This window comes from Nocardia coffeae (genome assembly GCF_019890715.1).
Classification (GTDB): domain Bacteria; phylum Actinomycetota; class Actinomycetes; order Mycobacteriales; family Mycobacteriaceae; genus Nocardia; species Nocardia jiangxiensis.
On record NZ_JAINZY010000008.1, the window covers coordinates 161,084 to 174,516 of the forward strand.

At 69.0% G+C, this 13,433-nt stretch carries 11 protein-coding genes; 7 read left to right on the forward strand and 4 right to left on the reverse strand.

The window, feature by feature from the left end; translation table 11 throughout:
• Positions 1-71: 71 nt before the first annotated feature.
• The 3 genes from K7711_RS27405 (at position 72) to K7711_RS27415 (ending at position 4,869) form a co-directional block, all read left to right on the forward strand.
• Positions 72-3,344 carry an arabinosyltransferase domain-containing protein gene (locus tag K7711_RS27405; RefSeq protein WP_222972337.1) on the forward strand — a complete coding sequence of 1,091 codons (3,273 nt, stop codon included), beginning with the start codon at positions 72-74 and terminating at the stop codon, positions 3,342-3,344.
• A gap of 141 nt (positions 3,345-3,485) precedes the next feature.
• Entirely contained in the window at positions 3,486-4,115 is a 630-nt protein-coding gene (locus tag K7711_RS27410) for an isochorismatase family protein (RefSeq protein ID WP_222972338.1), read from the forward strand.
• Positions 4,116-4,149: 34 nt separating this feature from the next.
• Entirely contained in the window at positions 4,150-4,869 is a 720-nt protein-coding gene (locus tag K7711_RS27415) for a hypothetical protein (RefSeq protein WP_308014970.1), read from the forward strand.
• Here the strand turns inward: K7711_RS27415 and K7711_RS49010 are convergent.
• Positions 4,866-5,651 (reverse strand): IclR family transcriptional regulator, encoded by a 786-nt coding sequence (locus K7711_RS49010; RefSeq protein ID WP_222972339.1) that lies wholly within the window; start codon positions 5,649-5,651, stop codon positions 4,866-4,868. The two genes, K7711_RS27415 and K7711_RS49010, sit on opposite strands and share 4 nt — an antisense overlap.
• A 191-nt stretch (positions 5,652-5,842) precedes the next feature.
• Between K7711_RS49010 and K7711_RS27425 the strand changes: the two genes are divergently transcribed.
• The 4 genes from K7711_RS27425 to K7711_RS27440 are packed head-to-tail and all read left to right on the forward strand — an operon-like array spanning position 5,843 to position 11,041.
• Positions 5,843-7,117: an acyl-CoA dehydrogenase family protein gene (locus K7711_RS27425; protein ID WP_235747866.1), complete on the forward strand. Its 1,275-nt coding sequence runs from the start codon at positions 5,843-5,845 to the stop codon at positions 7,115-7,117.
• Complete coding sequence (locus tag K7711_RS27430) at positions 7,114-8,502, forward strand: aldehyde dehydrogenase family protein (protein WP_222972340.1); 1,389 nt, start codon at positions 7,114-7,116, stop codon at positions 8,500-8,502. The genes K7711_RS27425 and K7711_RS27430 overlap by 4 nt, the downstream gene beginning before the upstream one ends.
• Positions 8,499-9,638, forward strand: a complete 1,140-nt coding sequence (locus tag K7711_RS27435) for an FAD-dependent oxidoreductase (protein WP_222972341.1) — start codon at positions 8,499-8,501, stop codon at positions 9,636-9,638. Before K7711_RS27430 ends, K7711_RS27435 begins: the two co-directional genes overlap by 4 nt.
• Positions 9,635-11,041, forward strand: a complete 1,407-nt coding sequence (locus K7711_RS27440) for an aldehyde dehydrogenase family protein (RefSeq protein WP_222972342.1) — start codon at positions 9,635-9,637, stop codon at positions 11,039-11,041. Before K7711_RS27435 ends, K7711_RS27440 begins: the two co-directional genes overlap by 4 nt.
• Positions 11,042-11,100: 59 nt before the next feature.
• On the opposite strand, the gene K7711_RS27445 is transcribed toward K7711_RS27440, so the two are convergent.
• From K7711_RS27445 to K7711_RS27455, 3 genes are read right to left on the reverse strand one after another with little or no spacing between them, the layout of a single operon-like run.
• Entirely contained in the window at positions 11,101-11,505 is a 405-nt protein-coding gene (locus K7711_RS27445; protein ID WP_222972343.1) for a neocarzinostatin apoprotein domain-containing protein, read from the reverse strand.
• A gap of 17 nt (positions 11,506-11,522) precedes the next feature.
• Positions 11,523-12,101, reverse strand: a complete 579-nt coding sequence (locus tag K7711_RS27450; RefSeq protein WP_222972344.1) for a neocarzinostatin apoprotein domain-containing protein — start codon at positions 12,099-12,101, stop codon at positions 11,523-11,525.
• Positions 12,101-13,267, reverse strand: coding sequence for a hypothetical protein (locus K7711_RS27455; protein WP_222972345.1), 1,167 nt, complete (start codon positions 13,265-13,267; stop codon positions 12,101-12,103). The genes K7711_RS27450 and K7711_RS27455 overlap by 1 nt, the downstream gene beginning before the upstream one ends.
• Between the last annotated feature and the right edge of the window lie 166 nt (positions 13,268-13,433).

Genomic DNA, 13,433 nt, shown 5'->3' on the forward strand with positions numbered 1-13,433 from the left:
ACTGAGAAACAGTGGGCGAAATCGCGGGTAACAGAAGCGTCACACTAGCATCGGCGGCCGTGGTCGACACGATGACGAGGGCGGACAGGACGCATGCCGCGAGTGCGGAAACCCGAATCGCGGGTGGCTTGCACGGCAAGTGGGCCAAATCGGTCGCCCTCATCGCCGGACTGCTCGGCGCGTTGTGCGCCGTTGCGGTGCCACTGCTGCCGGTACAGGTGGACCACACGACGTTGTCGTGGCCGCAACAGGATTCGGCCCGCAGCGTCGACGCACCGCTGGTCACCTACGCGCCGCTGACCTTCGACGCGACCATCCCGGGCCGATCGATGGCACAACTGAGCGCGCACGGTGGCGTACTGGCCTCGACCCTGCCCGACGGCGCGCCGCAGCTGGAGAAGTACGGGTTCGTCGCGCGCGTGCGGCCGGCACAGGACGGCAAACCCGCCCAGCTCGAGGTGGTGTTGCGCAACCAGTCACTGCTGAACGTGCCGGTCGATGCGATCGGGCGCGGCACCCTGACCGTGCATGCCGACATGTCCTCGACCAGGATCACCGTCCACGGCTCGGATGTCGACGCGACCACGCTGCCGCCCGGAGACTGGCGTCCGCAGGTGGTCGGGATCTTCAGCGATCTGCCCACACCCGACGGTGCCGCGGTCGTCGCGCAGGTGGACAGCCGGTTCTCGGTGACGCCCACCTTCCTGAAGCGAGCGGCCGAGGTGCTGGCCGTGGTGTTCACGTTGATCGCGCTGCTGGCGCTGCACCGGATCGATCGAAGGGACGGCCGGGGTTTGCGGCGGCTGCTGCCGCAGCGATGGTGGCGGGTCACCGGTGTCGACGTCGTGGTGCTGGGGACGCTGCTGGTGTGGCACTTCATCGGCGCCACCACCTCCGACGACGGCTACCAGTTCGGGATGGCGCGCACATCGCTGGTGTCCGGTTATATGGCCAACTACTTCCGGTTCTTCGGCGTGCCGGAGAACCCGGTCGGGACACCGCCGTACGACATCATCGCGCACATGTCCGAGATCAGCGTCGCGAGTCCGTGGATGCGACTGCCGACGCTGCTGGCGGCCGTGGTCACCTGGCTGGCGCTGAGCCGGGAGGTGATTCCGCGCCTGGGCGCGGCCGTGCGCCACGACAAGGTGGCGGTGTGGACCGGCGCGCTGGGCTTCCTGGCCGTGTGGCTGCCCTACAACAACGGGCTGCGGCCCGAGCCGGTGGTCGCGGTATGCGTCCTGCTCACCTGGTGCCTGGTGGAGCGCGCCATCGCGACGCACCGGTTGCTGCCGTACGCGCTCGCGATTCTCGTCGGCGCGTTCAGTTTCACCGCGGCGCCCTCGGGGGTGATCTGTCTGGCGCCGCTGCTTGCCGGCCTGCGTACGGCGGTAGCTTTCGGCATACCGAGAGCTCGTGGACTGGCCGGCGCCCCCGCCGGGGCCCACGTGTCGTGGACTGCCTGGATCCGCGCGTACGGCGCGCTGCTGGCTCCGCTGCTCGCGTCCGGAATGCTGGTGCTGGCCTTCGCGTTCGCCGTCGAACCGCTCGCGGCGATGAGCGAGATGCAGCGTGTGCACAATATCGTCGGCCCGTCGGACCCCTGGTACAACGAATACCTCAACTACCAGTGGCTGTTCATGCCCTCGGCCGACGGCTCGATCGCGCGCCGGTTCGGCATGGTCGCCATGTGGCTCGGTCTGCTGGTCTGCGTCCTGGTCCTGCTGCGCAAGGGCGGCCGCATCCCGTTCACCGCGGCCGGACCGGCGCGGCGCCTGCTCGGCGTGACGCTCGGGGCGATGGTGCTCATGGCGGTCTGCCCCACGAAATTCACCCACCACAACGGGGTGTACGCCGGATTGGCCGGATCGGTGGCGGTGCTCGCGGCGGTCGCGGTGGGCCCGCGGGTGATGCGCTCGCCGCGCAACCGGGCCTTGTTCGCCGCGGTGGTGTCACTGGCGCTGGCGCAGATCTTCACCAGCGTCAACGAGTGGTGGTGGGTGTCGAGTTTCGGCATCCCGTGGTGGGACCAGTCACCGTCCGTGCACGGCACCGATTTCAGCACGATATTCCTGGCGATCGCCGCGCTGTGCCTGCTGCTGGCGATCTGGTGGCATGTGCGAGCGCCCAAACCCGGTACGCCGCACCGAGTCTCACCACGCGCCTGGCGGCTGGCGAAGTTCCCGCCGCTGACCGCGGCCGCGGCGATCCTGGTGGTGTTCCAGGTCGCCTCGTTCGCCGCGGGCGCGGTGGCGCAGCACCCGGGCTTCTCGCTGGCCTCCTCGAATTTCCACGCCGCTCTGGGCAATCCGTGCGCACTGGCCAACAAGGTGCTGGTCGAGCCCGATCCCAACGCATCGATGATGCAGCCGCTGATCGGTGACCAGTTCGCCGCATTCACCACGGGCGCGCGAGGATTCATACCGAACGGGGTCGGCGACATCACTTCCCCGGACGAGAAGGGCGAGTCGACCAGCATCGCCAAGGCCTTCGACAAGAAGTCCGGCACGGACAGCAAGAACGGCGACACCGGCACCCAGACCGGTGGCGCCCCACTGCCTTACGGCCTCGATCCGGCGACCACGCCCGAACTCGGCACCTACGATCAGACGGAACCGGCCGACCTCGTCACCGGCTGGTACCGGCTGCCCGCGCAGCACGACCACAGCGACATCATCTCGATCGCGGCGGCCGGACGTATCCAGGCGGTCGGCCCCGACGGCCGGAACGTCGGCGGTGAGCCGGTGCAGATCGAATACGGCACCACTGATTCCGCGACGAACGCACGAGCGCTGGGCAAGCTCACCCCGATCGATATCGGCCCGGCTCCGTCCTGGCGCAATCTGCGGGTGCCGCTGGACCGGATTCCCGCGCAGGCGAACGTGATCCGCATCGTGGCCAAGGATCACAACCTCGATCCGCAACGGTGGGTGGCACTGACTCCGCCGCGCATCCCGCGCACACAGACCCTGCAGACCGTGGTCGGGTCCACCCGCCCGGTGCTGCTGGATTGGGCTGTGGGCCTGCAGTTCCCGTGTCAGCGTCCGTTCGACCACAAGGACGGCATCGCGCAGGTGCCGGGCTGGCGCATCCTGCCCAACCGGCTGGGCGCCAACGACACCACCATGTGGGAGAGCCATGTCGGCGGCGGTCCACTGGGCTGGAGCCAGCAATTGCTGCGCTCGAAAACTCTGGCCACCTACCTCGAGGACAACTGGGATCAGGATTGGGGCGAGCTGCAACGCCTGAACCCGATCGACCCGTCCGCGGTCCCCGGGGTTCCGGCGGTCACCCGTGAGACGCACAGCGGCATGTGGTCCCCTGGCCACATCAACACCTGGTAGGTCATGCGCCGCAGCCGCTTTGGGCGGTCACCCGAGCCGGTCGGGTGATCCCGCGCGGAAGGACGTCCTCGATCTTGCCCACTGTTTCGCCGAGGGATACATTGTATCCATTCGAGAACGGCGCGGCCGAGGGGATGTCACATGTCGGATCTGGCCGAGGACTACCGCCGTCACGGCTTCGCCGCCCGGCTCGGCGCCGGTGAGCGTCCTGCCGTGCTGGTCGTGGACATCTGCGCCGCCTACCTCACCGACGGCTCACCGCTGCGCGCACCGGTCGAAGCGGCCGTCGCGGCCGCGGCCCGGCTGATCGGGCACGCCCGCACTCGCGGACACCCGGTGATCTTCACCCGGGTGAGCTATCGTCCCGGCAGCGCCGACGGCGGTCTGTTCCGCCGAAAAGTACCGTCGCTCACGGCCTTCGAAGAAGGTAACCCCCTGGGCGAGTTCCTGACGCACCTCGCGCCGGAACCCGGCGACGTGGTGGTGACCAAACAGTATGCGAGCGCCTTCCACGGCACCTCCCTCTCGGCGACCCTCACCGCGCAGCGGATCGACACCCTCCTGGTCACCGGCCTGACCACCAGCGGCTGCGTGCGCGCCAGCGCCACCGATGCGCTACAGCACGGCTTTCGGCCCCTCGTGGTCGCGGACGCCTGCGGTGATCGCGATCCACGCCTGCACGAGGCCAATCTGCTCGATCTGGACGCCAAGTACGCCGACGTGGTCGACCTGGCCGCCGCGACCTCCGCACTGGACCGCCCGCAGAACTGAACAACGCTCCACCACAACACTTGTCGCTCTCATCGTGAGGAACACTATGGGCCCGCATCCGCACGGCTGGTGGATCCTGCTGCATCTGGTGCTGTTCGTCTTCTGGCTAGGCGGCGATCTCGGCGTCTTCTACTCCAGCCGCTTCGTCATCGATCCGCTGCGCACACCGCCCGCCCGCGCCACCGCACTGGCCATCATGAGCGGCCTGGACCTCGGACCGAAGATCTGCCTGATCCTGTTCCTGCCCAGCGGTTTCACGCTGATGGCGCTGGACCCGCACGGCGCGAGACTGTTCGGCATCGCGCTGTTCCCGTGGTGGTCGGTGCTGCTGGTGTGGCTGTTCGCGGCGGTCTGGCTGGCTCTGGCGATCACCGCGCATCGCACGCACGGCCGCATCGTGCTGGTCCATCGCGCCGATCTGAGCATCCGGATCGTGCTGGTGGCCGTCCTCGTCGCGACCGGGTGCTACACGCTGCTCGCGCACGATCCGTTCGGTGTGGTCACCAATCCGCGCTGGCTGGGCGGCAAGATCCTGCTGTATACCGCCGCCCTTGCCGCCGGACTCGGTATCCGGATGACCCTGCGCCCCTTCGGACCTGCCTTCGGCAAGCTTCAGACCGAAGGTTCGAGCCCGGAGGTGGAGGACGCGCTACGCCGCAGCGTGAACGGCTGCCTGCCGTACGTCTGGGTCATCTGGGGCAGCGTCCTGGCCGCGGCGGCGCTGGGCGTGTTCAAACCGGGAGCGAATCTCTAACCGGAATAACCCAATTGGGTCGACAACGCGCCCGATGCGCGGACCAGCAGCGGCACGCATTCCTGCATCCGCGGCTCGAACCGCGGCAGCGGACCGCACACGCTGATGGCCGCCACCACCCCGCCGTCGTGGTCCAGAATCGGCGCGGCGATCGCGGCGGCGCCGATCTGCCGCTCCCCCAGCGACATCGCATAGCCCTGTTCGCGGATGGCCGTCAGTTCGGTGCGCAACGTGCGCTGCGAGGTCACCGTGGCGTCGGTGAGGGCGGTGAGTTCGTGCCGGTCCAGGTACTCGTCGATCTCCTGCGGGCGCAGATGCGCGAGAATGACCTTCGAGGAGCTACCCGCGTAGAGCGGATACGGCTGTCCCAGCGCGACTTCCATTCGCAGTTCCTGATCCGGCACCACCTGGTCCACGCACATGCGCGTATCGCCGCGCCGGATCGACAGAGTCGCGGTTTCCCCGGTCAGCGTCGCCAGGCGCCGCAGTTCCGGTCCGGCCATCACGCGAAGATCGGTGCGCGCCAGATACGCCCGGCCCAGCGCCATCGCCGCGTGCCCGAGCGCGTAGCGGCGGGTGGTGGGTTCGAGGGTGATCAGGTCGCGGCTGCGCAGGGCGGTGAGGATGCGGTGCACGGCGGCCTTGGTGATGCCGAGTTCGTTGGCGATCTCGGTGACGCCGAGGTCGGGCCGCCCGCTGCGGCCGAAGAGCAGCAGCACATCCATGGCGCGCTCGACCGAGGCGATGGACCGGCTCTGGGTGTCGGATTCGGTGACGGTCACGCAGCCAGTCTAGGCCGCAGATTTCCCCATGGGAAACGCCATCGCCGCATGTTCCACTTGCGCCACCAGGCAGTCAGCGTTACCTTGTGCGTTACATCGTTTCCACTGCCGAAACGGAGCGCAGCGGGATTCGCACCCCCGGCCACCCCACTCATCCATCACCACCGGACCTACCACGAGGGGACTGCCCGATGATCGGAGAACGACTCGTCGAGGATATGACCGACGCGGAACGCGAACGCGCACAACGGGTCGAGTCCGTGCTACCCGCCCTGTGCGCCGCGGCCGAGGAGGCCGACCGCACCGCCACCTTCCCCACCTCCCACATCGCACTGCTCCGCGATTCCGGGCTGCTCGGACTGGTGGTGCCGGAGAAATTCGGCGGACTCGGCGGCACGCTGCGCGATCTGGCCGCCGCGACCTACGCCATGGGCACCGCCTGCCCGTCCACCGCGCTGGCCTACTTCTTCCACAACACCAGCGCCTCGCGCGGGCTGCTGCCGCTCGAGGCGATCGACGCCGGCCTGTTCGACGACGCCGAGATACCTGTGGTGCGCGCCTTCGCCGAGAAGGTGCTCACCCGGATGGCCGACGGGGTGTGGCTGGCCAACTTCGCCTCGGAGTCGGTGAAGACCTCGTCGGCGAACATCACCATCGCGACCACCGCGACCAAGACCGACGGAGGCTGGATCCTCAACGGCGAGAAGTCTTTCGGCTGCGCGACCGGTGTCGCCGACTACTATCTGACCTCCGCGAAACTGGCCGGTCACGAGACCGCCGAGGGTCTGGCCACCTTCTTCGTACCGCGCGACGCCACCGGAGTGAGCGTGCGCGCGCCGTGGGACGGACTCGGCATGCGCGCCACCGCCAACAACGGCATTCGCCTGGACGGGGTGTTCGTCGCCGATGACGAGGCGCTCGGCATCCCCGGCGCGTTCACCCGGATGCTCACCATGAGCCGAGGCAGTTTCGTGGGCAATCAGCTGGCCATCGCCGCGGTCTACACCGGCTGTGCGCAACGTGTCTACGACGAGACCCTCACCGCGACAACGACGCGCACCTTCGCCGACACCGGTGAGCCGATCGCGTCGGCGCCGGTGCATCAGGTCCTGTTCGGCGAGATGACGCGTCAGCTGGAGACCGCTTATCTGTGGTTGCGCTATCAGCTCGCGGTGGAGACCGCCGAGGTGCCGTTCAAACCGAAGTCCGAGGTCTTCACCCAGTGGCGACTGGGCAAGGGCGCGGTGACCGAGGCGTGCTTCCAGGTCGCCCTGGGTGCGCTGAAGGCGGGCGGCACGTCCGCCGCGTCGATGAGCGGATTCGCCGGGCGCGCGCTGCGCGATCTGGCGATGGGGCTGGTCATGACCTTCCCCGCCGAACGCGGTGTGCTGGAAGTGGCTCGCATCGTCACCGAGGCACGCGCCAACGAACTGTTCGCCACCGCCCCGGCCGAGGCCGCGAAATGACGCTCGACCTACCCGACGTGCGTGAACTCGTCGACGGCGAATGGGCCACGCCGGGCGTGAAACTCGAAGTGGCGCTGCAGGATCCGGCGACCGGCGAAACGCTCGGCCCGGCCCTTGCCTCCTCCGCCGACCGGCTCGATCGCGCACTCACCGTAGCCGAGAGTGCAACCGGGCGAATCGATCCCGAGACGCTGGAGGCGATCGCCGACACACTCGACGAACGCCTCGACCGCATCGCGAGGCTCGACGCCTTCGCCACCGGGGTGCCGCTGCGCCAGACTCGGCTGCTGGGCGCGATCGTCTCGGGCTCGTTTCGCTTGGCCGCCGGGCAGATTCGCGGCGGTGCGGCGCGCGACGACCGTGACGGAGTCGAGGTCCACCGGCTGCCGCTGGGACCGGCCCTGTGCCTGGTGCCGTGGAACGCGCCCGCCCCGATGGCCGCGCACAAGGTCGCCAACGCTCTCGCCGCGGGCTGCCCGGCGATCCTCAAGGTGAGCGAATTGGCCCCCTACAGTGCGATGCTCCTCGCCGAGGTGATCGCCGATCAGGTGCCGCCCGGAATGTTCCAGCTCGTCCACGGTGACGCGCACACCGGGGCGCGGCTGGTCGCCGACCCGCGGATCAAGGCGATCTCGTTCACCGGCGGGGTGCCGGGAGGTCGCGCGGTGGCGGCCGCGTCCGCGCCGCTGTTCCGGCCGTGCCAACTGGAATTGGGCGGGAACAACCCCTTGGTCGTACTGCCCGACGCCGACTCGGACACCGCGGCGCGGCTGGCCGCCGAACTGCTCACCACGCTCAACGGTCAGTGGTGTCGGGCCCTCGGGCGGCTGATCGTCCCCGCGGCGCGCGCCGGTGAGCTGACCGAGGCGATCGGTGTCCGCCTCGAATCCCTCGGTGCCGGTGACCCATTGGCCCCGGACACCGATCTGGGCCCGCTCGTGCATTTCCGGCACCTGGCCACGATCCGCGCGGCGATCGGCGGGCGTTCGTTCCGCACTTTCGGCGACGTCCCGGCAGACGGGAATTTCCTCGCCCCGACTCTGCTGGACGGCGACTCCGCCGAGGAGATCTTCGGTCCGGTCGCCGGTGTGGTCACCTACGACGACGTCGAGGATGCCGTGCAGCTGGCCAATGCGGTCCCCTACGGCCTGGAAGCCTATGTGTGCGGGTCGGATACCGATTTCGCGCTCACCGTCGCACGCCGGATCCGGGCCGGTGAGGTAAAGGTGAACGGGTCGTCGATCATGAGCCTGCATCTGATGACGCCGCGCCCGGCGTGGGGTGTCTCGGGTCTGGGCGAGGAGGGTACGGCCGAGACGTTCCGGTTCTTCACCGGCGCCCGGGTCGTCGGCGTGGAGGGGCGTTTCGCCCTGCACACCTCATGAGTACCGTCGCGATCGCCGGTGCGGGCCCGGTCGGGCTCACGGCCGCACTGGTTCTGGCCCGGCGCGGCGTGGAGGTGACGGTCCTGGAACAGGGATCCGCGCTGGCGAGCGAATCGCGCGCTTCGACATTCCACCCACCCACGCTGGAGATGCTCCGGGATCTCGGCGTCACGCCCGATTTGATGCGCGAAGGATTGGTGGCCAGGACCTTTCAGTATCGCGAGCGCGGCGGCGATCCGGTGGCGACGCTGGATCTCGGGGTGCTGTCCGAGGACACCGAATTCCCTTTCCGCGTGCAGTGTGAACAGAGCAAACTCACCCCGATACTGCTCGACGCCCTGCCCGGTTCGGCACAGGTGCGATTCGGGCACACCGTCGAGGGCGTGAGCGCCGAGTCCGGCGGGCTGCGCGTGGCGACCTCGCGTGGCGCGGTGCATTGCGAGTGGCTGATCGGCGCCGACGGAGCGCATTCGGCGGTGCGGCGCGGGATCGGCGCGGATTTCGAGGGCAGCACCTATCCGGAGCGTTTCCTGGTTGCTTCAGTGGACGAGGAACTCGATGCGGTGCTGCCCGGGATCGCCCTCATCAACTACGTATTCGACCCGCAGGAATGGCTGGTCATGCTGCGCACCCCCGATCACTGGCGAGTGCTGCTGCCCACGCCTGCGGGCACCGCGGACGATCTCGAATTGCGCCGTCTGCCTGAGCGTTTGGCCGGGGTCGCGGATCTGGGACGGCCGTGGCGCATCGCCCACGCCTCCCTGTACCACGTGCACGAGCGGGTGACGCCGCGTTTCCGCGACGGCCGGGTCCTGCTGATGGGCGATGCCGCACACGTGAACAATCCGCTCGGCGGCCTGGGCATGAACAGCGGAATCCACGATGCGGTGCGGATGGCGCACGCACTCGCGGATGTGCTGGCGGGCGCACCGGACGACGTCCTCGAACAGGCTGCCCGCCGACGTCGCACGGTCGCCGTGGAGCATGTGCAGCGCACCAGTCGCGCCAACTGGTCGCGGCTGCGCACCCACGATGCCGAATATCGGCGCGGGCTACGCGAATTGGCGGCCGACCCGGTCGCGGCGCGCGCCTATCTGCGGCGGGCGTGTCTGATGGATTCACTGGAGACGACGTGAGGATCGACCGCGAGAATCCGGCGCGTCCGTACGAGATCGTGGGTTCGGTTCCGGTCACCGCACCCGATGCGGTCGATGTACTCGTGCGCCGGGCGGACCGGCGATACCGGCTGTGGTCGCGGCAGCCGCTGTCCGAGCGGCTGGAGCTTATTCTGCAGGGCGCCGAACGCATTGCCGCGGAACGCGATACGCTCGCGATGCTCCTGGCCCGCGAATCCGGTAAGCCGGTCGCGGACTGTCGCGGTGAAATCGCCTTCGCCGCAACCTATCTGCGCTGGGTCTGCGAACGAGCGCCCGCGATCTACGCCGAAACCGATACCGACGACGCGCAGGGTCGATTGCGGCTGACACCCCGCCCGTTCGGCGTGATCGCCGCCGTCACGCCGTGGAACGCGCCGATCATCCTCTCGGTACTGAAGCTGGGCCCGGCCCTGGCGGCGGGAAATACGGTGCTACTCAAACCTTCACCGTTCGCTCCCCTGGCGGTATCGGCGGTCGCCGCGATGCTCCCGGAGACGACGGTCGTCCACGGCGGCCCCGAACTGGTGCGGGCCCTGATCACTCATCCCGCGATCGGCAAGATCGCCTTCACCGGCGGCGAGAGGGCCGGGCGCAGTATCGCCGCGGCGGCCGGACAAGCCCTCAAACCCGTTGTCCTGGAACTCGGCGGGAACGATCCGGCGGTATTCCTGGACGATTTCGCGCTCGGGCCGGACGATTACGAACGGCTCGTGCTCGCCTCCTTCGCCACCTCCGGCCAGGTCTGCATGGCCGCCAAGCGCCTTTATGTACCCGAACACCGCGCAACCGAGTTCCTGGACGCGTATATCGCTGCGGCCCGGCGGATTCTGCGGGTCGGGGACCCCGTCGACGAAGGCGTGACGATGGGTCCGGTGATCACCGGCGCGGCCGCCGACCGGGTCCGCGGACTCGTCGCCCAGGCCGATCGGTTGGGCCGCGTGGTCAGGCTCGCGAAATCTCCTGTAGGAGAGGGATATTTCGTAGATCCGGTGCTCGCGCTGGATCTGCCCGACGACGCGGCGCTGGTCCGCGACGAACAGTTCGGGCCCGCGGTGCCGCTACTGACCTACCGCACCGAGGCCGAAGTACTCGCCCGCGCCAATGATTCCGAGTTGGGTCTCGGCGCGTCGGTGTGGTCGGCCGACGAGTCACGTGCCTTCGCCTTCGCGGCGCGAGTGGAGGCGGGCTTCGTCTTCGTCAATACCCACAACCGCACCGGCATGTCCCTGCGCGCCCCGTTCGGCGGCACCAAACGCAGCGGATACGGCCGCGAATACGCCGAAGAGGGGTTGCGCGAATACGTACAGACCACCGTCACCCACCTGCCTGCGGCATTCCGCGACGGCGGCGAGGGCCTGCCCGCCGGGGCGTACCCGCGCTGAACTTGCCGGGTGCGGCACCGTCGCCGCACCCGGCAGCACTTCGATCTGCGGACTCGAACTCATCGGAAGGTCAGGGGCACCGACGCGAGAATGTTGTGCGGATCGGTGAGGCTGGTGACCGAGATGGTGCACACACCCGGCTGCGCGACACAGTTCACGCCGCCGATCGAGCCGACCAGGGTGATGCTCCCGGCCCGGAAGTTGCCCTGCGCGTCGGCCTTGCCCAGCAAGGAGCCCTGCAGATTGCAATCCGAAGGTCCGGCGATCCTCGCCTTGCACTGACCGACCGCGACCGAGGCGAGATTCGGCGCCAGGCCGCTCACCGAGACGCTCACGCTCTGGCCGACCGCGACGCCACCGGACTGACTCACCGCGATCGTGGCCGCCTCCGCGGGCGCGGCCCCGAACATCGCGACGGCGGCGAGTCCCGCGAATGTCGCACTCACCATTCCTGTTCGAAACATGTTGTCCTCCTGGACTTCTACAACCGCCGACGATCGGCGAAAGCGACGAGGGCGACCACGGCCAGCAATGCCGCCGTCACCGACCACAACACCGTGGAGGGCCCGCGGGTATCGGCGGGCGCGGCGGTCACGGTCCGTTCCGCCGGAGCCGCCGCGGGTGGTGCGAGTTGCGAGCCCACGAAAACCACCGGTGTGAGCGCGGTATTGGCCGCGATGACCGCGGCCGGTTCGGTGCCCGGCAGCGGCGCGGCCGCGATCACGCACTGCTGCGTGCGGCAATCGATACTCTTGAACCGCTCACGCAGGGTGAGCGTCAGGGTCCCGAAGGTCCCGTCCGCGGCGATGTTCACGAACGTGGCCCCGCCGTCGAGATCGCAGTCGGTCAGACCATTGGTGTAGCCCTGTTTACACAGACCCACCGCCACCGCGGCCAATCCGGGCTGAAAACCGCTGCCACTCACCGTGACCCGCTGACCGTCCCGCAAGCTCGTGGTGGCGTCGACGTGCAGGGTGGCAGCGCCGTCCGCGGCGGCCGGTGCCGCCACCGCGATACCGACGGTGAGGACCAGAGCGCCCGCCAGCAGTACGCGTCTCATTATGTGCCTCCTTCGGCGGCGATTCCCGCGGGTCGGGATACGGTCGAACGTTCCGGGCCGAATGCGGTCCACCACACGACGACCAGGGCCGCCAGCAGCACCGGCGCAGCGGACAGCGTCAACGCCGAACCGGAACCCCAGAGGCGACCGAGCGCGAGGACGGCCCCCAGGCCGACGAAACCGCCGAGGGCGAATACCAGCGCGGTGGCCGCCGCCAGGGATTGCCCCGATCTCGTAATCGCCTCGCGCGCTGCATGATCCATCACAGTCAGACATCGGATCGCGGCCGTGGCCGTGACCGCGATGCCGATCGTCGTCTGCCAGGCGCTCGGCGCGGTCGCGACGAGCACGCCGCCGCCCGCCGCGAGAATCAGCAAGGGCGCGAGTGCGCGAATCCGGTGGCCGGGTGCCAGCGCCACGAGCAGGGCCGGAACGACAGCGGCAGCCAGAAAGAAGGACCGCCCGGTATCGAGGATGTTCCAGCGGAACAGCAGCAGATGCAGTCCGGGCAACACCGTCCCACCGAGTGCGAACCCGATTGCGCTGTAACCCGGCCATATCCAGCGCGGATGCCCGGCGTGACCGAGCCCGGCGCCAGCGCCTTCCAGCACCGGATTCGCCACTGCCGCACCCACTCCGGCGACGATCGCCACGGCACCGGCCACCACCAGCGCCACCCCGGGCCGCATGCTGCACACCCCGGCCACGACCGCGCCCGCAATCGACGCAGCGCACACCATCCCGTAGAACATCCGGACACCGACCACGGCGCGGGTGACCACGAGCAGCGGTCCCGCCGCCGCACCGGCGATCAGCACCCCGCAGGTGAACACCGGAATCGACGAGAACAGGCCCGCCACAAGCACTCCCACGCCCGCGAGCACCGCGATCGGTCCGGCGCGTCGTCCGGTGCCGAGCACTCGCCAACGCCACGTGGGCAGCACCAGCAGCCCGCCGAGCACGCCCGCGGTCACCGCGATGTACCCGACCACGGCTCCGGGGACACCGACCACACCGCCCAGTGGCGCACTCAGCAGCGCGATCTCGACACCCGCCATGGGGCCGACCGTCGCCGCGGCGAGGGCCGGCAGCCAGGTCCGGCGCGTAGGGGGCAGCTCGGCGCGCTCGATTCCGGATCGCGCGCCCGCCGGCGGTGGTGTGGTCATCTCTCACCTCCAGCACGTGTTTCGCATAAGGAAACACGGTTTCGCAGTTGCCATATTGAACCGTCGCCGACCGCGGCTGTCAAGCGCGAACGAGCGCGTAACGGCTTGGAAACAGCGGATTTTCACGCGACGGCAACCATGACGGCAGGAAATCTTCGTCATCGGC